The sequence below is a fragment of the Nodosilinea sp. LEGE 07298 genome (assembly GCF_015207265.1).
GTDB lineage: Bacteria > Cyanobacteriota > Cyanobacteriia > Phormidesmidales > Phormidesmidaceae > Nodosilinea.
In genome coordinates, this window is sequence record NZ_JADEXE010000080.1 from 1 (window position 1) to 23,571 (window position 23,571).

Annotated in this window: 18 protein-coding genes; 15 read left to right on the top strand and 3 right to left on the bottom strand. The window is 57.8% G+C overall.

The window, feature by feature from the left end; translation table 11 throughout:
- Window positions 1–520, bottom strand: a 520-nt coding sequence (locus IQ273_RS12920) for a MerR family transcriptional regulator (RefSeq protein WP_228052947.1), incomplete at its 3' end; no start/stop codon positions are given.
- Window positions 521–596: 76 nt separating this feature from the next.
- On the opposite strand from IQ273_RS12920, the gene IQ273_RS12925 reads away from it, so the two are divergent.
- Window positions 597–1,433 carry an SDR family oxidoreductase gene (locus IQ273_RS12925; protein ID WP_194023586.1) on the top strand — a complete coding sequence of 279 codons (837 nt, stop codon included), beginning with the start codon at window positions 597–599 and terminating at the stop codon, window positions 1,431–1,433.
- 61 nt (window positions 1,434–1,494) lie between these two features.
- On the opposite strand, the gene IQ273_RS12930 is transcribed toward IQ273_RS12925, so the two are convergent.
- Together IQ273_RS12930 and IQ273_RS12935 are read right to left on the bottom strand one after the other, a co-directional pair.
- Window positions 1,495–1,971: a hypothetical protein gene (locus IQ273_RS12930; RefSeq protein ID WP_194023587.1), complete on the bottom strand. Its 477-nt coding sequence runs from the start codon at window positions 1,969–1,971 to the stop codon at window positions 1,495–1,497.
- Between the two features lie 287 nt (window positions 1,972–2,258).
- On the bottom strand, window positions 2,259–2,603 hold the full coding sequence (locus tag IQ273_RS12935) for a hypothetical protein (protein ID WP_228052954.1): 345 nt from the start codon (window positions 2,601–2,603) through the stop codon (window positions 2,259–2,261).
- Window positions 2,604–3,219: 616 nt separating this feature from the next.
- Between IQ273_RS12935 and IQ273_RS12940 the strand changes: the two genes are divergently transcribed.
- The 14 genes from IQ273_RS12940 to IQ273_RS13005 form a co-directional block, all read left to right on the top strand.
- The gene (locus IQ273_RS12940; protein ID WP_194023589.1) at window positions 3,220–3,660 is read left to right on the top strand and encodes a hypothetical protein; all 441 of its coding nucleotides are present in this window, start codon (window positions 3,220–3,222) and stop codon (window positions 3,658–3,660) included.
- A 1-nt stretch (window position 3,661) separates the two neighbouring features.
- Window positions 3,662–3,970 (top strand): hypothetical protein, encoded by a 309-nt coding sequence (locus IQ273_RS12945; RefSeq protein ID WP_194023590.1) that lies wholly within the window; start codon window positions 3,662–3,664, stop codon window positions 3,968–3,970.
- Window positions 3,963–6,767, top strand: a complete 2,805-nt coding sequence (locus IQ273_RS12950) for a hypothetical protein (protein ID WP_194023591.1) — start codon at window positions 3,963–3,965, stop codon at window positions 6,765–6,767. The genes IQ273_RS12945 and IQ273_RS12950 overlap by 8 nt, the downstream gene beginning before the upstream one ends.
- Entirely contained in the window at window positions 6,764–7,567 is an 804-nt protein-coding gene (locus tag IQ273_RS12955; protein WP_194023592.1) for a hypothetical protein, read from the top strand. The genes IQ273_RS12950 and IQ273_RS12955 overlap by 4 nt, the downstream gene beginning before the upstream one ends.
- Before the next feature lie 6 nt (window positions 7,568–7,573).
- Window positions 7,574–8,692 carry a hypothetical protein gene (locus tag IQ273_RS12960; RefSeq protein ID WP_194023593.1) on the top strand — a complete coding sequence of 373 codons (1,119 nt, stop codon included), beginning with the start codon at window positions 7,574–7,576 and terminating at the stop codon, window positions 8,690–8,692.
- A 3-nt stretch (window positions 8,693–8,695) separates the two neighbouring features.
- Complete coding sequence (locus IQ273_RS12965) at window positions 8,696–9,442, top strand: hypothetical protein (protein WP_194023594.1); 747 nt, start codon at window positions 8,696–8,698, stop codon at window positions 9,440–9,442.
- Entirely contained in the window at window positions 9,439–11,043 is a 1,605-nt protein-coding gene (locus tag IQ273_RS12970; RefSeq protein ID WP_194023595.1) for a TrbI/VirB10 family protein, read from the top strand. Before IQ273_RS12965 ends, IQ273_RS12970 begins: the two co-directional genes overlap by 4 nt.
- Window positions 11,044–11,053: 10 nt before the next feature.
- Entirely contained in the window at window positions 11,054–11,770 is a 717-nt protein-coding gene (locus tag IQ273_RS12975; RefSeq protein ID WP_194023596.1) for a hypothetical protein, read from the top strand.
- Between the two features lie 3 nt (window positions 11,771–11,773).
- Entirely contained in the window at window positions 11,774–13,624 is a 1,851-nt protein-coding gene (locus IQ273_RS12980; protein ID WP_194023597.1) for a hypothetical protein, read from the top strand.
- Window positions 13,621–14,151 carry a hypothetical protein gene (locus IQ273_RS12985; RefSeq protein ID WP_194023598.1) on the top strand — a complete coding sequence of 177 codons (531 nt, stop codon included), beginning with the start codon at window positions 13,621–13,623 and terminating at the stop codon, window positions 14,149–14,151. The genes IQ273_RS12980 and IQ273_RS12985 overlap by 4 nt, the downstream gene beginning before the upstream one ends.
- The gene (locus tag IQ273_RS12990; protein WP_194023599.1) at window positions 14,148–15,866 is read left to right on the top strand and encodes a type IV secretory system conjugative DNA transfer family protein; all 1,719 of its coding nucleotides are present in this window, start codon (window positions 14,148–14,150) and stop codon (window positions 15,864–15,866) included. Before IQ273_RS12985 ends, IQ273_RS12990 begins: the two co-directional genes overlap by 4 nt.
- Window positions 15,863–16,198 (top strand): hypothetical protein, encoded by a 336-nt coding sequence (locus tag IQ273_RS12995; protein WP_194023600.1) that lies wholly within the window; start codon window positions 15,863–15,865, stop codon window positions 16,196–16,198. The genes IQ273_RS12990 and IQ273_RS12995 overlap by 4 nt, the downstream gene beginning before the upstream one ends.
- A complete protein-coding gene (locus IQ273_RS13000; RefSeq protein WP_194023601.1) occupies window positions 16,195–17,724 on the top strand; it encodes a hypothetical protein in 1,530 nt (509 codons plus the stop codon). Before IQ273_RS12995 ends, IQ273_RS13000 begins: the two co-directional genes overlap by 4 nt.
- 65 nt (window positions 17,725–17,789) lie before the next feature.
- The coding region (locus IQ273_RS13005) for a strawberry notch C-terminal domain-containing protein (protein WP_228052956.1) at window positions 17,790–23,571 on the top strand (5,782 nt) is incomplete at its 3' end.

Below are 23,571 nucleotides of genomic sequence, written 5' to 3' on the forward strand. Positions count from 1 at the left end.
GAGATGCTGGTGGGGCATTGGGGGCCGGTGCCGCCAAGGGAGCCTGAAAAGCTGGACTGGCGGATCGTTTAGGCGATTGGTCTGATGAAGAGGATTCCCTGCGTTGGCCTTTGGCCGGGCCTTGCCCATCGCGAATTTGAGACAAAAACGCCAGCGCTGGGTTTGCCGCCTCCACCGTCAGCTGCACGCCGCCTTGCAGAATGTCTTTCAGCGCTGTGTCAGCCTGTCCGCCAATCAAGCTACCGATGGAGCTAGCGCTGTAACCTTCTGCCAGCAGACGGCGCAGCACCAGCAATTGCAGTAGGTGCCGGTAGGTGTACCGGGCTTCACGCCCCTGCTTGAGGGGCTTATCCAACCATCCCTGAGTGGTGTAGTAACGCACCAGCCGAGGGTTCACCGGCTCTTGCCCACGATTTCCAGAACTCTGGTCGGGCAAAAACTGGGGTAACAGGTCGTTGGTCACCTCAACGAAGCGATCTAAGACCATCTCGGGCTGTTGCTGGGCAATCTGTTGCAACATGCTCATAGACCCATGATAGACACTTGCAAATTAAACTGTCAATGACGTATTTTGCTGTTACTGTCTTTGGCCAGCTATGACATCACCTGTCGTCCTTATCACCGGCTGTTCGTCAGGCATCGGCAAAGCTCTCTGCCAGGCATTTCATCGGCGGGGCTGTCGAGTGGTCGCAACGGCCAGGCGGTTAGAGACCATAGATGCCCTGAAGGCTTACACCGTCATGACCTTACCCCTGGACGTGACGGACTCAGTGGGCATCCAGCAAGTTATAGCAGCCGTTCTGGCCCAGGAAGGTCGCATTGATCTGCTGGTCAACAATGCGGGCTTTGGGCAGTTTGGCCCGCTGATGGATCTCAGCCCAGTGCAACTCCAGGCCCAGTTTTACACCAATGTATTGGCTCCCCTCGAACTGGTGCAGCAGGTGGCCCCGGTGATGAAGCGGCAGCGATCCGGCGTCATCGTCAACATCGGCAGCATTTCTGGCGTGGTGACAACGCCCTTTGCGGGCGCTTACTGTGCGTCGAAGGCGGCGTTGCACAGTCTGTCTGAGGCGCTGCGGATGGAGCTAGCCCCCTTTGGCATTCAGGTGATCACGGTGCAGCCGGGCGCGATTCAGTCGAACTTTGGCCACGTTGCTGAAGAGGGATTGGCGGGAGTGCTCTCGCCGGAGTCGTGGTACGCACCGCTGGAGGCCAAGATTCGGGCCAGGGCGGGGCTGTCTCAGGCGCAGGCCACACCAGCAGACGCGTTTGCGGAGCAGCTCGTCGCGGCAGTAATGAGACCGCAGCCGCCGAGGACGATTCGGTTGGGGAAAAAGAGCGGGTGGTTGCCGTTGCTCAAGCAGCTGTTGCCGCCCAGGCTAATGGAGTTTTTGCTCAGACGACAGTTTGGGCTGACGCAAATCCAGCGATGAGGAGGATACGCCCCGCTGTTGCTTTAGCTCTCAGGATCGGTATCTGGCTAACATAAGCCGATCAATCATCTGATTGAAGCCGTTCGATATGGCACTCATAGCCCTCTCCGAGTGCCCTGCGCCAGCATTGTAATACCCCCTCTGAGTCGTCCGTGAATTTCACGATCAGCAATTCAGTAACAGCTCGGCGGTCAGGCACGCTGCCCTGGGGATGCGACCAATTCGCTCGCCTCAGCACCGCTTTGACTCGCGCTAAGGTTTCCCATCCACATCGGGGCGCAGGCGAAAAGCTCTCCCACACCTCAGAAATCAGCGACACTGCATCCGGGGACAGGGTCTCTGGGCACAGCGATTCCGGCAACCCAATCGCCGTCGTCAACTGCTCATCCGACCACCAGGCCCACCACTCTTCCCGGTGCAAGAGTTGCACCTCCTCAGCCTGCCGAATCTCTGACCTGGGCGTCTGATCCAACGCAGCCAGACGAAGTGCCTCGGCCCAGGTCACCGCAACATAGCGGCGCGTCATAAATCGAGCCATGATGCCTCTACCCCGCTACCGCCCCACTCAGAACAACGGCAACGAGATCGGGAACGCCTCCCAATGCCTTGCCCCCAAAGCGTCGATTCAAGAACCTCTTCATGCCAGCCCAGCAATCCTGAAAATAACGATGGCTTGGTGATGTGAATCGCGACTGTCTGGGGGCGAACAGAGCTTCACGACACTACTCGGTTTTTTGAGTAGCAAATATCACCAGTAAGCCATTTGTACGGAGTTGCTGCGCTAAATCCGGAAGAAAAGGTAAACCTGTAGCGAGGTTTATCAACTCAATTCGGGCGGCCTTCAATATCTGCTTCCATCAGCGCTATCGCTCGTTCATAAATCCGTAAGCCCAGCAGCACCAGGCGCACTAGCATTTGATCAGGATTGCGCTGGCTCGCCGCCGCCAACTCCATAATCCGCTCTGTTGGGATATGTTCGTTGAACAGAATCAAGTTAGCCTCCAATTCATGAACCAGAGGGCGGCGGTGCTTTTGGGCACTCTCTCGCAGAATTTCTCCTGCCTCACTGGTAAGCAACAGTTCCAGGATTTCGGCTATGAAGGGAGACCGTTTTCGATTGCCTTCCACCGCACATTGCGCCTCAATCGCCTCCATCAGTTCCGCCGTCATGTACAACGTAGGACGACATCCTACTTCCGAAGATTCTGACGGTGATTTGTCTTGGGGCGCAGAGGACTTGACCATAGGAGTGACAAAGGTGAGACCAACTGACGCTATCCTAGCCTCCCCTTGGGACGAACGAAACGTCGGAATGTCAGAGCTTTACAGAAATCTGAGGTGGATCGGTAGAAGGCTTCCTCCGCTTCACATGTTTTTGACCGGTAAACTCATACTCTGCTTAGCAACCAACCCTGAGTCTCAACGTAGATAGCTGTATCTTAGCCGACACATTCATATGCCTTCAAAAGCTGTAAAGCATTGGCTTTAGGAGACTTTAGGCTTTTTTTGACATTGTTAGCTCTCTTTAGCCATGGCAATCATTCATTTGTAAACAAAATCTAAAACCTACTTTACTTTCTGAGATTCATACTCCAGTATGGCTCTTAACACTTTCAACGTGAAAGTTCAGCGAAGATTGAGTCGTCAATCTTGAGTTCCTGATAAAGTTCCGTGCTTGACCTGCGGGTGGCGAGACCAACGATCTGCCGCCCATAGCTGAAAATCGTCCTACTCAATCTGTTCAGGGAGCGATCTACCTACGTCCTCATCACTTGGAGTAGGAGATATGAATCTGGTATCTAACCGCCTGAGGCATCTACGGCCTCTATTTCAGCGCAACTGTAAGGCACTTTCTAAAGCTGGAGATCAGCTCGCCCATTTCAAATTTCGTGGCCTCAGCGGATGGACGCTGTTGGGCCTAGCCGCCGGAATCTTGCTATTCATCGGCATCACCAGCCACGCCAATCCGGCCATGGCCCAGCTCTTCGACACCGTCGAAGGTGAGGCTCAGAACATCTTTGGGCAGTACCTGGATGGCGACATCATCAGCTTTATGTTCGGAATCCTGCGCCTGGTGGTGTGGGTGTCAGCTGTTGGCTTTGTGTTCTTTGCTGTCTACCAGGCGCAACGGGGCGAACAGTGGCAACCGCTGCTGCAAAACGCCTTCATCATCATTGCCGCCGTCGTCATTGTCGAAGGTCTGAGTCGCTTGTTCTTCGGTGCCTGAGATGAGCGACGACTCGCGCCTGTACTGCCCGGTTAACCCGAGCCTGGGCCGTCAACCGTCCCTCGGCCCCATTCCGGCTAACCTGCTCGCCCCCTCGGGCGGCATCTTTGTCGGCTTCTACATTCTGATTGAAGTCATACTTGGACTGGGTTTTGTCCTATTTCTACTGCTCAGCACCTGGGGGATTTCCACCTGGTGGGTGGTGGTCGGCGAAAAGACCTGGCTCTTTACCCACAAGTTTGTGCCCGTGCCCGACTGGAAACGGGGCCATGTGCCCTACCAGCGTCATTTACCCCACCACCATGAGTAAACCAAGGCTTGGAACGCAACGCTACCGCTTTCGCCCGTTTGAAGATGAATCGCACCTGGAATGCCTCTGCCGCCTAAACCTGCGGGGCCGCAATGTCGGAGCCTATCTGCTCAAGCACCAGCGGCAATACAGCCTGGTGTTTGGCTTTCGTAGTCGAGGCATTCACACCCAACTGCAACCAGGGCAGACGGAACCGACGTTGAAACGACTCGAAGATGGGTTGAAGGGGTTTCGACCTGGAGACCGGCTGCGGATTCACTGGCGATCGTTTGCCGATGACCGCGATCGCCAACAATCCCTCGAAACCCTTATTCAGACCACCCATACGTTGGAAAGCCAATTCCTTTTGCTGGCGCAACAACGCGCCACTCGCGACCTCAACACCGAGAAACAACGCCAGCCCAAACAGCTTTATCTCTTTGCCACCTACCCCCTTGGGTCGGGGCAAGAGCAAAGCGCCGACCACGTTGAAAAACTATTGGCCTGGGTGGTGGCTCAGTACGACACGTTCAAGGGATTGAAGGAGCAAAACCAGCAGCAGTCCTACGTGCAGCTTCTGACTCAGGGTTTTACCGATGGCTACCTGCATTGGGAACAGCAGCTCAATGCCCGTATGGGTCTCCAGGTCACTCCCATGGGAACCGAGGATCTATGGCATTACCTCTGGACTCAGTTCAACTCCACCTCTGCGCCTGAAGTTCCACAATGCCTAGAGCTGAGCGATGAAGACGGTAGCCCTAAGCTCAGCGAAATCATCCACGATCCGTTGCACGCCACGTCTCGCCTGATTCGCGGGGAGAACGGACAACCCAGCCATCCGAAAGCCGACCGTCAATGGGTGCAGGTGAAAGGCAAATTCGTTGGGGCTGTGGTGCTGGAATCCAAACCTGCCGGGTTCACCACTCCCGAGCACCAGCTCTACTACCTGTGGCAAGCCCTAGCTCAATTCCCCGACTGCGAATGTGTCTGCGAACTCGCTGCCGCAGATCGGATGATGACCCGCGTCACCCTGCAACGGCTGACCAAACAGAGCGTCACCGCTACGTTCCGCGCCAACCTGCTGCGGGATGTGGATGTGGCCTCTCAAATGCGGATGAAGCAGGGGGTCGAGGCCCAGGAGCGGATTTATGAAGGAGCCCTGCCGATCTGGGTCAGTGGCCTGGTGCTGTTGCACCGAGATAGTCCCGAGGCGCTGGCCGAGGCCTGCCAGAAGCTCACCAACGCCTTCCACCAGGGCGACTTTATTCGCGAGACCGAGATCGCTTGGCAGTTGTGGCTTAGATCGCTGCCGATTGTGGGCGATCGCCTGATCGACGATGGCCGCAGGCAGATGTACCTGACCAATGAAGCCCCTGGGCTGATGCCGGTAGCTTGCCCCCGCACCATCGACAAGCGGGGTATCGAGCTGATCACCCGCGACGGTCAGATGCCGGTCTATCTGGACTTCGTCAACCAGCACCGGGGCATGCTGGTGTTTGGCGAGACCCGTAGCGGTAAGTCGGTGCTGGCGGCGGAGATTTTTGTATGGGCGATCGCCAACGGCATGAACGTCATCTCGCTGGACTATCCCAAGCCCGACGGCACCACCACCTACACTGACTTGGTGAAGTTCTTTGGCGACCAGGGAGCCTACTTCGACATCGGCTCTGAGAGCAATAACCTCTTCCAGATCCCTGATCTAAAAGGCCTACCCGATAACCAGCGACAAGAACGCCTAGACGACTACAAAGAATTTCTGGTCAAAGCCCTCGACACTATGGTGATGGGCACCGAGACCGATAACCAACTGGGTAAGCGCGTCCACACGGTGCTTTGGCAAGCGCTGTCCACCTTTTTTGAGACTCCCCAGATTCTGGCCCGCTATAATGCCGCCTTTGAGGATGGCTTTGGAAGTTCTGCCTGGCAGCAAATGCCGACCCTGGCAGACTTTGTAGAGACGGTGGTTCATCTCGATCTAGAAGTGGAATCCGCTCTACTCAATGAAGCCGTCGCCACCATCCTGCTGGAGCTGCGGGGCTGGCTCTCCAGCCGGGTGGGCAAAGCCATCTCCCAACCTTCCACCATTCGCACTGATGCCCGGCTCACCGTCTTTGCCCTGCGCAACGTCGGCGACAACATAGAAGCGGCGGTGCTGGCCCTTTCGGCTCAATCGATGGCCTTCCGCCGAGCACTGGAAGTCTCCGACTCCCTGCTGGCTATTGATGAGAGCCCGATTCTGTTCAAATACAACGGCATCGCCCAGATCATTGGCCAGGTCTGCGCCAACGGAGCCAAATCGGGAATTCGCCCCCTGATCATTGGCCAAGACCCCGACACCATCGCCCAATCCGTCGCCGGGTCACAGATCCTGCAAAACCTCAACACCCGCTTAGTGGGAGCCATTCAGCCCAACGCCTTGCCCTCCTACCAGCGACTGTTTGGCTACGACCCCAGCCTCTTGCGACCCAACACCGAAGAATCCTTCCGCATCAGCCCCGGTCGGCTCTGTTCCCACTGGCTGCTCGATGCCGATGCCAGGCTCACCCCCTGCGCCCACTATCCATCTCCCGAACTGCTGGGGGCGGTGGCTAACAATCCCAAAGAACAACGCGCCCGCCAGCGGGTGCTGGCCCAACACCCCAACAAGTTTGCCGGGTATGCCGCCTTTGCCAAAGCCTACGTTCAGGCGCTGCGCAGTGGACAGTCCCTCGACACCATCGCAGCGAGTACTCCTCAATTTGAGCTGATCCATTCAGCGGCTGACTTAACTCCCAATGGCCATCAACCGCAATCTGCAACTCCTCGGAGGTCATCATGACGACTCAACGCCAACGCATCCGCTATCGCCTTATCCTTGGCACCAGCCTAAGCCTCGGTTTACTCGGCATCGGCACCGCTCGTGCCTCTCTCCAGCCCGGTGGCTGGGGCCAGCAGTGGCAAGACTGGGCAATAGAAAACCTGTCCAATCCTTTAGAAGACATCCTGGCCCAAATCGAAGAGACGACGGCCTTAGCTGAAGAGACACTTCAGAATGTTTTGGGCGACCAGTGGGAAGCGCTGAAGACGGCCTTAGGTAGTAACCTGCCCGACCCGACCCGAGTACGAATGGACGAGGTGGTACCGATTCAAAGCATCCTCGGTACTGACCCCACCACTCAACAGCGCGAGCTGGCCAACCGCTACGACCAGGAGGTGGCCCGCTCAATGGCCTCGCCTTGGCTGGGTGACCAGGGCCAGACTCGACTCTCGACCCAAGCCGAGCAAACGTCAGCTCTGCTCGAAGACAGTCAGGCCCGCACCCAACAGGTGCAATCCATGGCCGAAGCGGCCCAGGGCATGAACGTCACCCAGGACGTGATGAAGCAAAATGCCCAGATTCAAGCGTCCGTGGCAGCCCTGCTTCACGAGCAAACCCAGCTCACCGCCGAAAACAACACGACACTGACGCAGCTCCATCAGCTCCAGGGGATGCTCACCCAACTCGCCGCCAACACCAGTGAAGGCATCGACGAGACTAACCGCCGTGAACGGGTGGAGCGACAGATTTCGATCTCGGGCTCTGCTCAGGCTCCGATCTACATCCCCGGTGCCCTGGGTACCAGTTCTTCTGGAAACTAACGAGCCATGCTCAACACTCTTCTACCATCAAGCATCCTCCCCCTGGCCCAAGTCACAGGCGGGGTTGGCATCATCGACGACAGCGTGCAGCAGCTCGAAGCGGTGCAGCAGGCCTGGGATGCCCGCTGGGAAGACATCTTCGCTTCATCAAGTGGGCTGTACCTCGGCATCAACCAGTTTGCCTCCATCATCTTGGTCGGTGCTTTCCTGTTCTTTGCCGTGGGCTGGGTGAAAGAAGCGATTGAACGAGGCATCTTTCCTGCCTTGCCCAACGTGCTCTGGGTGCTGACCATTGCCGTACTGCTCTTTAACAATGGAGCCCTGCTGGGTTCTGCCACCCTCGGCATCCGCAACCTGATCAACGCCCAAACCCAGACGGTGCTTCAGGTGCAGGTGGGTGAGGTATCGATGCTCGAAGCCCTTAACGATGTCATCTTGTCCCAGCAGGCTAAAGCCGTCATCCAGCGGGAGTACGCCGCCTGCGATGCCCAAACCGGGCAGGCCCAGGTGGACTGCTTCATTCGGGCGGGGGAACGCGCCCAGCAACGGCTAGAGCAGGAGTACCGCTCCCGAGGGTTTTGGAGTGCGGGACTGCAACGGCTCTGGGGTCGAGTTCAGCAGATTAGCCAACAGGTTGAGCAGGTCTACCAGTCTGGCGAAGCACCTGTTGGGGGCAATCCCCTAGCTGACATCCTGGTCGGAACCGTCCTGCAAACCAGCAGCCAAGCGCTGGCGGAGCAGTTTCTCAAGGGTTGGCAATGGGCCTTTGCCAATTTGCTGGAGATGGCGATGCTGCTGACCGGGCTAATTGGCCCGATTGCGGTCGCAGGTTCCGTTGTGCCGCTCCAGGGCCGCCCGCTGTGGTCATGGCTGGTGGGCTTTTTCAGCCTGGGAATGGCCAAGTTTTCCTACAACGTCATTGTCGGGCTAGCTGCAACGGTAGTGGTTGCGGCTGATGCCCAGACCTCCAGCGACTTTGGATTTCTGCTGCTGATTAGCATCCTGGCCCCGGTGCTCGCCCTGGCGATTGCTGGGGGTGCCGGGATGGCAGTCTTTCGCGGTGTTTCCGGTGGGGTGACCCGACTGATTGCAGTCGGCACCTCTGCAATTCCCATTCCGAGGTAAGTGATGGAACTGCTTGAACTTAGCCGTAAGGTGAAACGGCCCCGTATCCATTCCAGCGACATCTTGCCCCTGGCCTTTGCCGGGTTGTCGGTCGGGGTACTGATCTTCGCGTTGGCTCTACTCTGGCTCGCAGTCTCAGTGTCGCGGTTGGCCAACCAGAAGCCGCCCACCCTGGTGCAGCAGGTGGATGGTCGTGCCTTCTCCGTCCGCCCTGCCGACTACCGCCACCGGGAACCGGAGGTGATCCGCCAGGTGATCTCGACCTGGGCGGTGATGACTTTCACCTGGGGCAAGCTGCCGGGTGAAGGCGAGAAAGCCGTCGAGGAAGGGGTTCAGGTCGCGGGGCGCGATCGGGTTTCAAAAGCTGCCTGGGAAGCCTCGTTTCTCCTGGCCCCTGATTTCCGCGATGCCTTTCTGCAATCTCTGGCTACTGACGTGATTCCCGAGGGGGTCTTCGACGGACAGGTCTCAGCGGTTTTGATTCCCCAGCACATCTCACCACCCCAGGCGATTGGCGAGGGCCGCTGGCAGGTGGATTTGGTGGCCACCCGAGTGGTGTTTGAAGCCAGCAACCCGGCTGGGACAACCCTGACCTTTAACCGCCGCATCACGGTACGAGCGGTTGAACCTACCAGTAAACCCCTGATTCCAGATGCCTCGGAGTACCAGACGGTGGCCTATCGCCTGCTGGAAAGTGGAGTGCAGATTGAAGCGATTCGACCCATTCAACCGGAGGATGTAAGCCGATGAGTTCCCTCCCAGAACCTAACCTGGACACGCTGCGCGAGATGATGGGCGCACCGGATCTCGCGGAACCGTTGGTGGCTGAAGAGGCTTTCACAGAGCCCGTGCAGTCTGAGCGTCCCTTCTGGAAGCTGCCGGTACCCAAGCTGGTCTTGATTGGTTCGGCCCTGGTGCCGGTCTTTGCCCTGGCGGGCGTTTTCATCGCGGGTAGTCGTCAGGGCGATGCACCCGATACGGCGGCAACTACACCAGAAGCTAATCAAACAGAAGCCCAACCCCAGACGGTAGAAGCTGAACTGGAGCAGGCTAGAGCAGAGATTGCCGCACTGAAAGCTCAGATGGCGTTGGAAGATCAGGGGGTGGTACAAACGACAACCTCAGGCGCACCGCCTCGTCCGACTACGACACCAACACCTTCACCACCCGCGTCGGTGGCAGCGCCATCCAGACCAACTTCTCAACCTGTCGCATCAACGCCTCCACCCACCATCTCAGCAAGACCGGCTTCGCCAGCCGTCAGTTATCCAGCTCCAACACCTCGCCTGCAACCAGCGGCGACAACGACCCCTGTCGTCTCTCGCCCGTCAGCAGTTCCTGCGGCCCCAACCCCAGCAGCAGCCCCAGCAGTTAATCCGGTAGAGCGCTGGCAGCAGTTGGCTCAGGTCGGTAGCTATGGGAGTTTGCCGCTGCCTGAAGAGGAAGGGACGACTGAACCTGGCTCGGTGCCTGAGACTGTAGCTCAAGCGCAATTTGCTTATGCCACTACCCTCCCTCCGGCACCGGCTCCCGTCAGTCCGCCAGAATCTACAGCAGTAGAGGAAATGCCAGAATTTTCAACGGCTGAGCCTTCCGAAATACAGGGGACAGATGGCCTAGACGAGTTTCCCATCACTGCTTCTGAAGCTGTAGAGGTGTCCTACCCGGATATCCTGACCGCCGATGAGGCCCGAATCCTCCAGCCATCGGCAGTGCCCGCCTCCCTCGTTGCAGGGACGCAATCCAGGGGTTCTCTGACTACACCGGTCATCCTCGATAGCACCGCTGAGGGCAACAATCTGCTGGTCGTGCTTTCAGAACCGTTGGTCGATAGCCAGGGCCAGGTGGCAATTCCCGCTGGGGGCGAATTGGTCGTGCAAGTAGACACCGTTTCTGACAATGGCCTGGTACAGCTCTCCGCTACCCAGGCGATCTGGAACGACCAGGGCCAGGCCCGTGAACTGATGCTGCCCCAAGGGGTGATCCAGATTCGAGGGCAGGGGGGAATGCCTCTCCAGGCCGAAGCCCATGACGATATTGGTCCCGGTATTGCGGCGATGGATGCCGGACAATTTGCCTTAGGTTCCATCCGCCGTGCCAGCGAACTTTACACCCAGCCCAATACTCGGGTTGAAACCGGTAGTGGGTCTACTGTCGTGACCACCGAAAATCCGGCTCCGAATGTGTTGGCCGGGGTATTGGAGGGAGGCACTGATGCCATCCTCGACACCATTACTGAGCGCAACCAGCGGGCGATTGAGGAGTTGGAGCAGCGCCCCCGCATTGCCTACATCGAGGCCGGGCGGCCTGTGCAGGTATTCGTCAACCAATCGATGCAGATGCCGATTTGAGGGCAGATCAATGATTCCATACTGGAAAACTTTAGCCCTATCCCTAGCTTTGGCGGTGGTCTCCGGCCCAGTCTGGGCACAGGCAACCCGTACCATTTCCAATCGGGAGGCTCGGGGCGATCATGCCCCGGTCACAGTTGAACTTCATCCGGGTCACGGGGTCACGCTCAATTTTCGCCCGGTGGGAGCGGTTGTCCGCCGGGCTTGGTTGGATGATCCCTCTCAGGTGACGCTGGATTTTGACGACACTCGCTGCGCATTAATAGCGGCACCAGGAGACTGCGCTGCAACAGTGATCCATCTGCGGCGGATTCAGCCCCTGGCTTTTCCGGGGTTACCTGCCACAGCGACGACCACGCTGACGGTTGTAACCGATCGCGACCTCTATACCTTTCAACTGGCCTTTCCGAATTCCGGCGCACCCGCCTATAGCATCCTGGCGATTCAACCCGAGGCTCCGTCACCTTATGTCAGCGCCATTTTGACAACACAGATCGCTAGCCCTGCTGGTATGAGGTGGGTCGAGCGAGGGCTGCTCGAAGCTCAACGTCGCAATCTGGTGGCCACTGGAGATCCACTCTGGGAACGCATTCAAGCTCTGCTAGAGCAACTTAGGCAGGGCCGACCTTTGAGGGAAGCCGCGCAAACCGCTGGAGTATCCGAAGCGCTGGTGGTGCGACTGGCGGAGTTTGGCCGACCTGATTCTGGAATCACCCAAGGGAGATAACCCATGAATAAACGATTTCGACGACACCTTCAACGACTGGGACTGGTGACTCTGGGCCTGCTCACAGCAGGTTTGGTCTGGTTTGAGCCAGCGCCTCAAGCGGCGACAGAGCCCTGGATTCCTACGGTGCCCGTGCAGTGGGATAAACAGTATGAGCGAGTCCCTGACTGGTCACAACTGACCTTTGCTAACCTACCGCCGCTACTCTCTGGCGGGGCCATTGAGATTCCCGGTGATCTGGTTAGCAGCCTAGGCTACGACCCGTCTCGAATCTGGCAGGCAGGGCAATCGGTAGCTGAGGTGCTGAAGCTGGGCGATTTTCAGACCAGTCTTTACCCCCAGTTATTTAATCTCCAAACACTGGCTCAGATGGGTCAAATCGATCTGAGCCAGGTGGCCCTGAGCGCTTTAGAGATGGTGGGCTGGCAGCGGGTTGAAGATCTGGTCTCGGCAATTCCGGGGTTAGGCAACCTGCGGTTGGAGCAGGTGCCGCCTCTGGAAGCCCTCATTTCTGAGGCACTGCCGGTGTCGAGTCTCCAGGGACTTAACGGGAATGACCTGACCCTTTCTAACCTGGTAGCAGAGTTTCCAGACCTGGGTCAACTAAGCCTGGGGCAACTGGGTAGTCAGCTCAATTCGTTCGCCCTGACTGATATTCCCGGCCTCACTGGCATCTCCTTGCAAAACTTTCGCGACTGGGGCAACAGCACCATCGGCGGGGTGCCAGGACTGGCGTCAGTGCCGTTGGATCAGATGCCCAATCCGCTTTCTGGGGCTGGGGCGATTGGTCAAATCGATATGGTCTACGGCCAGGCTGAAACCCAGCGGCAGACAACGATTTCAGGCAGCAAGCAAGCTGGATTTCAGGTGCCCTGTGAGGAGTCCTGCGCCCATGTGGAGTTTGCAGGTACTCCAGGATTGCACGGCAAGCAGTGGATTTCGGGGCAGGTGCAGCAAGTGCCGGGGGGTGAGGGGTTTCTATCGTTTGTGAATGGGGGTCAGGAGCCTACCGGACGGCATCCCTTTGGCGATGCGTTCAAGGTGGCCCTGTGGGATGTGGATGAATCCTCTGGCACGGTCAGCACCGCCCTGTTTTTCCGTATGTGTCAGCGGGGGGGCTTCTTGACCCCGGATCTGGGTTGTACGCCCTACTTCATTGGCCCGGTGCCGTTTATGACCTATCGGGAAACTGACTTTATGCTGATAGGCGCTGTGGATGGTGGAAGTGGGGGTCAGGCGTCGTCGAGTCTGCCCGTGGTATCGGCATCTCCTGGAGCCTTGGGACAGACAGCTTCTCAGGGAGCGCAACCACAAGCAGCTGATCTGAGCAGTTTACAGCCCTGTGAGCCTAGCAATGGTGGGCTTGACCTGGGGTCACTCTCAACCGCGATCGCCACCCTCAGCCGCTATCCCACCGCCATTGGCCCCTATGGTTGCGATACCCAAGGTCACTGCGGTCGTCGGTTAGGCCAGTACCCATTAATAAGCTATCAGCCGGAGGTGCAGGCCATGATTGCATCCCAACCAGGGGGCCAGGAGTTTCTCAAGCGAGTTGAGTCTGGGGCTGAGGTTAACGCTGATGAGGTGGAGCGCTTCTTGCCCTCATCGACTCAAACCCATCTGGTGAAGGAATCCTTGCAGGCTATTGCTGAACAGGCCCAAAGGGAAGGATTATCCGATACCGCTTTGGTTGAACGCATTGGCCAGCACTATTTTGGAGGCCCAGGAGTGCCGGTCGAAGGCACAGTGGCTGACATTCAAGGACAGGTATTTCTCAATCCGCAAACAGCTTCGTTGAGTCAGGCCTATGCCCAGGCTAAAGGCTGTATGGCTCAAGGAGGTGGCCAGGGATGAGACGAGTTTTGCGCTTTAAACCCCTTCTGGTCTGCCTGGTGATGCTTGTGGCTCTGGCTATTTGGCTCTGGCCTCGACCATCTCAGATGGGCTGGCGCTTAGCTCAAGAGGTGGCTCCCCTGCCTTTGCTCAGTCAGATAATGCAAGACAACCTCAGCCCTACTTTCCCAGTCGATCCAGGACAGATGCAGATATGGAAGGTGGAGGTTGCAGGCCAGCGCCAGCCACTGTACCTGGTGGATTCGCGAGTGGAGGGCAGCGAGACGCAGCCACTCTGTGGAGCGATTGGCTGTGCGTTCTTTGGCTATATCCCTCAGGACACTGGCTTTCAGCGGGTGCTGGCCACCTATCTCAATCCCCACGTACCGCCAGGCCGGAGCCTAATTGAGTCGACAACCACCGTAGAGCATGGTTTGCCTCGACTGGTGGTGAACCAGTTAGGCGCTGAAGGCTTTCAGCAATACACCCTGGTCTTCAACGGTGAAGTCTACGAGATTCAGCAAATCGACACCCTGGCAGGATCATGACGACATCCTCTCAACCCCAACGCCCTCTGGATCTCAGCATCCTACGGGATACGGCCCAACCCTTCCTGGACTCCGGCATGGGTACTCTGCTGCTCGGCCTGGTGGTGCTGTGGGTGGGGATGAGTCTGTTTGGCAACAGCACCAACAAGAACAATCTAGCGACCGGGCGCTTTGCAGGTAACGCCGAACGACGACGGGCGAAGGCTCTGGGGCGCAAGCAGCAGAAGCAGCGGCATCCAGCCAAGGTACCACTCAAAGCAGGCGATCTCGATATCCCTCAGGCCCAGCAGAGCATCGTGGTGGCGGGAGCCCCAGACTCGGGGAAGACCTACAGCATTATTGATCCGGCGATTCGCTCGGCGATCGCCCAGGGATTCCCCATCGTGGTCTACGATTTTAAGGGCAGTCAACTCGCTGCCCATGCTGCCTGGGCGGCGAGTCAGGGCTATCAAGTCGATGTCTTTGCTCCGGGGCAGCCCTACACCGGCATTTGTAACCCGCTCGATTTTCTGGAAGACGAAACCGATGCCCTGATGGCGTCGCAGCTCGCGGCAGTGTTGCAAAAGAACACCCAGCGGGACGGTGGCTATCGGGATAACGACTTCTTCAACAGCGCCGGTACCAACCTGGTGGAAGCGGTGATGCTGCTGGCCAAGCGCACCCCCTACCCTGATCTCCTTATGGCGAACAAAATCTTGAATCTTTCCAACCTGCCGGGACGTATCCGACAGGCCGGAGAGTCGGGATGGATTCCGCCCTGGACGATGGAGAGCTTTAACCAGCTGATTGCCTCCGAGGAAGCCGATAAGCAAATTGCCGGGATTGTCGCCACCGCCCAGCGCACCTTCAAAACGTTTACCGGCAAGCAGTTGGTCTCCAGCTTCTGCGGCAAGACCACCATCCCGCTCGATATGACCGGCAAGCGCATTTTGTTCTTGCAGGTGGATATCCAGAAACGCGATGCTGTCAGCCCCTTGCTAGCGGCCATCCTCCACCTGATCGTCACCCGCAACTTTGCGCGACCTCGATCTGAACCGCTGGTGATCGCCCTCGATGAGTTGCCAACCCTCTACCTGCCGGATCTCCCCAAGTGGATCAACGAGTTTCGATCCTACGGGTTTGTGGCGCTGCTAGGTTATCAGAACTTTGCTCAGCTCCAGCACATCTATGGGCGCGATCTCTCCAGAGCGTTGTTTGCCGCCTGTGGCACCAAGGTGTTCTTTAATCCCAAAGACCGCGAGACCGCTCAAGAGTTCTCGGGCTATCTGGGTGAGAAAGATGTGCGGATTTACACCCGCTCCCGCAGTCAGGGCCACTATGGCAGCAATAGCCGTTCGGAGCAGTGCCAGCGAGTGCCGTTGATGACGGCGGATCAGATCCTCAAGCTGGATCAGGGGGAGTGCGTGTTTATCAACCCGGCCTACCGGGGCGGCGGCGAGGCGTCCGTGCCATTGCGGGTGCGGGTGAAAATTCCCAAAAAAGAGCAGGCGATTCAAGCCAGGAGTGAAGCCCTGTGGCACAGCACGGTGCAGCAGAAGTTGATCGCTCGCTGCCAACAGCAGCAGACCCTAACAGATTTAGATGACGAGAACCAAAAGCGCAAGGAAATCGCCGAGTGCTTGTTTCCTCTACCCCTGGGTGACGGGCAGCCGCTATCAGGGCTATCTGCCAGTTCTGACATTACCGAAGACGAATTCGATGAGGCATTACGATGAACCACACGGTAACAACTTGGGGACTTTCCTCAAGAGCTACTTCGTATTTAAGCCAGCACCCAGAGCAACTACCTGCACTGGCCGAAGCAAAAGCCTTACCACCGTTACCTCCTGGCTATGTGCCTGAGGTGGTGGAGGTGTTGTTTGACGACCTGCCTTACCTCCGGGCGGTAAACGGAGAATTGATTTTTTCCAGAGACTGTTTGCCCGACTACCAGCCCGGTTGCGTGGAATACCGCATGGATGACCAGTTGGCCTTTTTCCAAATTGGCGGTGAGGTGGTGGTTGACCGCCTGGGTGGTCTTGCGCTGGTGCAGGGGAGGGTGGCATGAATCCCTTTGTGATTAGTCCCCAGGAAGCTCAGGCCATTCAAGAAGATGAGGTGCAGTTGGTGATGGCCCTAACTCAAGTGAGTCAGCGGCTGGCGATGACCTTAAAGCCGTCACCGCCGTTCCCCCACGCGGGGCAAGATGACCTGCGGATTCAGCTGGGGCAGAGGGTGGTTTACGGGCAACTGGCCGATGGCACGATACGGCGGGAGCTAAACCCCAACAACTTGAAAATAATTCTCGATGCCATTCAGCAGCCGGTCACCCCAGGCGTTGATCTGGAAGCGTATCGGGGAAAAGTCCCCGCGATTGAGATTCGAGATCGTGGCTCGGTGCTATTTCGCGAAGAGCGGGACGGAACTGTAACTGTTAATCAGATCCAGATGCAGGTTGGGGAGGCGACAGAGAAAGTTGAGCCTGCTGTTCTCAGTCCAGTCGTAAATGGCCACAACGGAAAACCCCCTGACGCTCCATCGCCAGATCTGACCGTTGACCCAGAGGCGGTGGCTCAGATCGCAGCCCGGCTGATTAACCCCCTCAACGAATCGAAACCTATCTACGATGCCGTAGCCGTAGGCTACTACCGCCTCAAACAGAGTGGTCAACATCTGAGCATCAGTCGGGCTGACCAGACAATTTTGGTGGTTCGCGACGGGGCAGTAGTGTCCAATCAATTGCAGGACACTGATCGGGCCGCATTTTTAGAGCTGGAGACTCGGCTCTCCCCAGCGGTAGCAGCAGAGGTGGCTCCGCCAGAACTATCCCGCAATGGTTCGCCGCCTTCAGCTTTGTCCGTACTAGACCGGGAGGTGGCGCGGTTGAAGGATAGCTCAACCAAGATGTTGCTGAAGGCGACGACAGAGAACTTGCAACGACCAACCCTCGATGTTCGCGTCACCCAGTGGCTGAGCCAACACCTGGAAAACCGGCGCAACCAACAGATGGCGCGGGCAGTGGTGGAGCTATTTCAGCGGGGGCACGAACGCACCGGAGAAAACCTCTACCAGATCGGGGACTACAACCTCAGCCGTAAATCCGCTGGCGATTACAGCCTGCGAGATCAGCAGGGGGAGCTGATGCAGGTGCGGGTAACGAAATCCGTCGGGCTGGGTAGGAGCATTGAGGTGGTATCGGTAGCCGAGCGGGTCAGCGATTTTCAACGGCAGGAGTTGAGCCAATTGCGCCACAACCGGGCTGCCATGCCCCAGGGCAAGCTGGACGTGGAAGCCGTCTATACGGCTCGCACCCGCAGGGTAGAACATACCGTGCGGAACTTTCTCCAGAGTCATGTTTACGCCAATACCTGGAACAAGGAGGGGGGCCAGTTCAAGCTCGAAGTGGGCACCGATGACCTACTGCGTATTACCGATAAATGGGGGCGAGGGGTGGTGTTTGAACGCCACCACAGCAACGTCGTCTCACAGCTCAACCAGCAGGATTTGCTCCACTTTGAGCGTTTAGAGCAGCGGATGCATCTCGTGAAACAGCAGGCCCAGCGTCAGCCCAAGGCCCAGATGGAGCTGGGCTAAGTCATCACCGCAATCAGGGATTCTCCGGCATCTACCTCGACCATCCATTCCCGGAGACCATCACCATGGGCCATCCTCAGCTGGCTGAGGCCTATGCGTCCTACTTCCTATCGGGTCAGGGCTTTGGCTCCATCGTCGAAGCTCGGCGGTTTGCGGCGGCTGTTCTTGGGGAGCCTGTGCAGCCGGGGACAGCGCTGGCCAAGACGGTGGATGAATCCGTTGAAGCAGCAGTGGTGCGGGCGGGTAGGCAAGTGGTGGAGAACTCAGCCACGACTCACGCAGCCTATGACCGCCTGGTGGAACTGCTCCAGCGACAGCCCAATTTGAGCGTGCGGTCATCCACCTCAGTGCTGCAACAGGCCTACAGTACACCGATTCCGATCGCCTACCTAGCCTCGGTTTTGGGTGGTATTGATGCTGAAAAAACGGTTTATGAGCCAACAGCGGGGAATGGAGCGCTGCTGATCGGGGCAAATCCAGATCTGGTAACTGCCAATGAATTGAATCCAGATCGCTGGGCTGAACTCCAAACCCGAGGCTTTCGCCAACTGACCCAGGCCGATGCCCTGACATACAAGCTTAAAAGCCAGGTGGATGTGGTCATCTGCAATCCACCCTTTGGGGTGGTCAAAGACGAGCAGCGCCACACCCGTCGATTTCCCATGGCCGATACCTGGACGACGCAAATCGATCAGGTGATCGCTCTGAAAGCGCTGACGGTGATGAGGGATGACGGTCGAGCAGTACTGATTCTAGGAGGCAAGCAAGGCCGTGAAGACGAATTACGCTCAGAGCGCTACAACAGCCGTGAGAGCCGGGCCTTCTACTACCTGCTTTATGCCAATTACCGGGTCACCCAGCATGTCTCGATCTGGGGTGACCTATACCGTAAGCAGGGCGCTGGGTTTCCCATCGACGTGATTGTGATTGAGGGGCGGGGTAAATCAGACCGCCCCCTGCCTGCCGCTGAAGTACCTGCCATCTACAAATCGTTTACTGAATTAAAGGAGCTACTTCCCCATGAACCTATCCACCCGGCCCGTATCCCCTTGGACGTACCCGTTCATGAGCTGTCGGTACCCCAGCTTTCCCAACCTTTGGACACTGGAGGGCCTGGGGCTACTATTCATCGTCAAGGTGCCACCCCAACTGGAACAGATGAGCAAATCGACTTACCTGCAGCTGATGCAAACTCGGCTGGACAGAATGATTCAGGACTCCGTCTTAGAAACCTCCCAGATCGAGACGCAACAACTGCTGGCCACCACCCTCAGCGAATTGGACTGGGCTCAGGAGATTCCGATACTGGAGCCGGACGACGACATGGACTTCGCCCTGGAGTATTGGCGGCAACAGTGGGCGGTGACCCTGATTCTGAGCAACTGGCGGTTTCAGGAACGACTCGGCTATTACGGGGGGATCTTTCCGGTAACGCCCGTAACCCCCAGCTATCCGGACTATCTGGATTGGATCAGCCTACACGACGAGACGACGCTAGAGACGTGGCTGGCCGAACTGAGCCTGTAGAACCTCACTCGGAAATCACCATGAATACTCCTCTTTCAACCGGCGAGGCTGTGGCACCGTCGGCAGACACGTATAATGTCCAGCCTCGTCAGGTGGCCTATGTGCCCAAAAGCAAGGGCTTTTCGACTCAGACCTTGATTCCCTTCAACATGGCCAGTGCGGCGCAGCAGGCGCTGGAGCGATTCGAGCAGCAGCAGGGCGATATTGATGAGTACTTGGCCACCCGACTGGGCTATGGCTCTGTGGATGAACTGCACCAGTACTTTAGCGCTGAGCAGGTGGATGCCTCGGCCCTGGCGATCAGCAATATCGAGCGGGGGGCGGGCTTTATTACCGGCGACCAGACCGGCATTGGCAAAGGCCGCATCTGCGCCAGCATTATGCGCTACGCCCAGCAGCAGGGGAAGATCGCCCTGTTCATCACCAAGGACAAACCCCTTTATGCCGACATGATGCGGGATGTGGGCGACATTGGGATGCGGCGGTTTACACCGTTTATTACTGACAGCGGCACCGAGATTCCGCTGGCTAATGGCGCGGCGTTGAAGACCGCTGGGACGGCGAAGCAGCAGGCGGAAATGCAGGCGATGATCCAGCGGGGCAATCTGGGCCGCTACAGTGCGGTGTTTACCACCTACAGCCAGCTTCAGACGGTGGGGAAGAAGGAACCGCTGCGGCGCACCTTCCTCAGACGCATGGCTCCAAACGCCATCTTAATCCTTGACGAAGCCCACCAGGCCGGGGGCAGCAAGGGCGGATGGAAAGAAGCCGGGCCACCCAACCGGGCCGACTTTGTGCGGGAGCTGATCGACCTGTCCTCAGGGGTGTTCTACTCGTCGGCAACCTACGCCAAACGAGCGGATGTGATGGATCTCTATGCCCGGCGCACCGATCTACGGTTGGGGGTGAGCAGCATGACAGCGCTGGAGAATATTCTCACCCGTGGGGGTGTACCGCTCCAGCAGATTGTGGCTAGCAAGTTTGTCGCCTCCGGGCAGATGCTCAGGCGGGAGCGCTCCTATGAGGGAATTTCGTTCCAGGCGAAAACTGTCCCCGTTGACCGAGAGGTAGCGGACGACTTCTCAGCAGCGATGCGGGCGATTAAGGACTTTGACCGGGCCAAGCAGAAGGCGGTGAAAGCGATCAGTAATGAGGCGAAGGCGGAGGCTAAAGCGTTAGGTGAGGATGGGGCAATTGGCGAGGTGGGAGCCCGGAGTACCAACTTCACCTCGCTAATGCATAACTGCATTGAGCAGGGGCTGTTGGCTCAAAAGGCAGATGCAACGGTGGAGGAGGCGATTGCAGCCCTGAACCGGGGTGAGAAGCCCGTGATTACAGTAGCCAATACCATGGGCAGCTTCATTGAGGCCTATGCGGAGTCCCAAGATTTGAGCCCTGGGGACGCCATGAGCCTCTCCTTTGGGGATCTGCTGGAGCGGTATCTGGAGCGATCTAGGGACGTGGTGGTGACAGACTACCGGGGCCACTCCACCCGGCTGCGACTCAGCGATGAGCAGCTAGGCGGCGATGCGGTTTTGGCTTACGAGGAAGCCCTGGACTGTATTCGCGAGAGTGACTTCAGTGGCATTCCCATCAGCCCGATTGACTACATCGAGCAGCAGTTGGAGCGCTCTGGCTACCGGGTTACCGAAGTCACTGGGCGGACGGCGGGCATCGAGTATGGGGCCGATGGCACCATGGCCTACAAGGTGCGGCTGGGGGAGGAAACCACCGCTAAGGGCAGGATCGATGCGGTAGCCCGGTTCAACGCCGGGGATGCGGACGTCATTCTGCTTAACTGTTCGGGCTCCACAGGGATTTCGCTGCACGCCTCGGAGAAGTTTGCTGACCAGCGGCCTCGACACATGATTGTGGCCCAGGCGGAGCGGGACATCAACGTGTTTATGCAGATGCTGGGCCGGGTGCATCGTACCGGGCAGGTGGCGTTGCCCGCCTACACGCTGTTGATGGGGGATTTGCCAGCGGAAAAGCGACCGGGGGCGATTCTCTGTCGCAAGATGGCGAGTCTCAATGCCAACACCACGGCGGCACGGGAGACCGATATCTCGCTCAATACTGTGGTGGATTTTATGAATCCCTACGGGGAGCAGGTGGTGACGGAGCTGTTGGCGGATGACCCCGAACTCAACGCCAAGCTAGATTTTCCTGCTGCCAAGGCCGAAAACGATGCCTCAGATATTGCCCTAATCAAGAGGGTGACCGGACGGATTCCACTGCTGCCCATTGCCGAACAAGAAGCCGTCTACAGCCTGATTGAGTCGGAGTACTGCGACTTGGTGGATCAGGCGCGGGCAATGGGGGAGAACATTCTGGAGGCGGATCAGCTGGATTTGGACGCTCGGCCCTTGGCGCGGATGGAGGTGATGGCGGATGACAGTGAGACCGCCAGCGAGTTCACGGGGCCGGTGTATCTGGAGATAGTGGAGGCGAAGAGTGAGAGCAAGCCGCTGACCCAGCTTCAAGCGATCAATGGGGTGCGGGAGTCAGTGGGGTTGGCAGAGGTGAGGTCGTTGGAAGATCACGACCCGGAGGCTGTAGCCGCACAGGCAAGCCAGCAGGTAGCGGCGACAATTACCCAGTTAGAGGCAGAAACAGCCCAGTATCGGCAGGCGGCGATCGCTCAAAAGCAAGACAGTAAGGCGATTGAGAAACTTAATGACCGCATTGAGCAGCAGTTCATGCATGTCTCAGGCGTGCTGGAAACTTTCGTGCCAGGCACACCGCTGCGGTTAGTAACGCCTGCCAGCAAAACCATTCTCTATGGAGTGGTCGCGGGGGCCGATGCCAAAAAGCGATCCGGGAGTCCAGCCGCACCGAATCGCTGGAAGCTCAGAATTCTCGTCGCCGATTCCGCTCGGCAAATTACGGTGCCCTTCTCCAAGTTCAACACCGGGCGGGCGGGTGCGATCGATGCCACGGTAAAGGCCGAGGACTGGTTTGGCAATAGCGTTTATTCCCTGTTCGACATGCAACAGGAGGCGGGGCGGGTTAACCGACAGATCTTCACTGGCAACCTGATTAAGGCCTTTGAGAAATACTCCAACGGCAAGTTGGTGAACTACACCGACTACCGGGGCGAAGTGTGCCAGGGGCTGATCATGCCCAAGGGATTTGATATTGAGTCGGAGCTAACCAAGGAGCCGGTGGCCTTTAGGGAGCCGCAGCAGGTATTTCGGTTCCTGACCAATCTGACCAACCGGCAGGGGACAGTGAAGACCCTCGATGAGTTGCTGTTGTTGAAGCCGCAGCAGGCGGGGGAGGGGTTTATTCTGCAAGCGCCGAAATCAAAGGAGTCGGGTGGTCGGTACTACCTGGATGAAGACTTGATTGCGGCGGCGGGGTCGGACTTTTACTCGGTGGCCGATCGCATGGAAGTGGTCATTCCTCCAGAGCGGCTAGAGCGGGTGCTGGGAGTGGTGATGCACCAGCGAAACTACACTCTGGCGGCGTTTGAGTTTAAGGAGGTGGCGCGGCAGTTGATGGGGGTGTCGTTGCCAACGCTGGAGAAGGTGGAGTTGGAAGCGGTTAAGCCCCCAGTTGTTTCTCAGCCGGTTGCGCCTTCGATCGCCAGTCAACCCAAGCCAGAACCAGCTGTAGAAAGACCTGTGGCTGAAGCTCCAGTGTCCCCAGCGGTACCCAATCTGCCCCCGATGGGCCAGCTAGAGAAGCGGATTCTGCGCTTTTTGAGGAATGCTGGGATTGAGCAAGACGTGATGGCCTCCCAAGACTTTTACCTGCGCATTGAGAATGAGCCATTCATCCCGCTGGTGGTGGAGCGCCAGGGGGATGAGCTGTACCTGACCCATTACCTGACTCAGAACGGCGATATGTTCATCGACTCGGAGATGGTGTTTTGGGTGCGGGGCGAGGGGCATATCGAGTTTAAGGAGACGGCGGTGCAGAGTCTACGGGGTGGGGAGTCGCGGTTGCCGGATCGCGCCTTTGCTCAGATTTTCTCTAAGAACATTGTGCAGCAGGGGTTCGCAGAAGCGGCTAAGGCCCAGCTCCAAGCCCAGGCGGAGCCCGAAGTGCAGCAGGAACCGGAGGATGAGCGATCGCGGATGCCGAGTGATATGCGGCAATATCTGGAGGTGAAAGAGCAGTATCCCGATGCGATCGTGCTGGTGCAGTCGCCAGATCAGCGGTTCTATGAGGCGTTTTTTGAGGGGGCTCGGCCCTTGATCGAGCATCTGGAGATGATTGGTACCAGCATGGAGTCTGGGGTGAAGGAACTCGGACGGGTACGAGTGGCAGGGTTCCCGGTGCAGAGTTTGCACAAGTACTTGGACAGGTTGACCC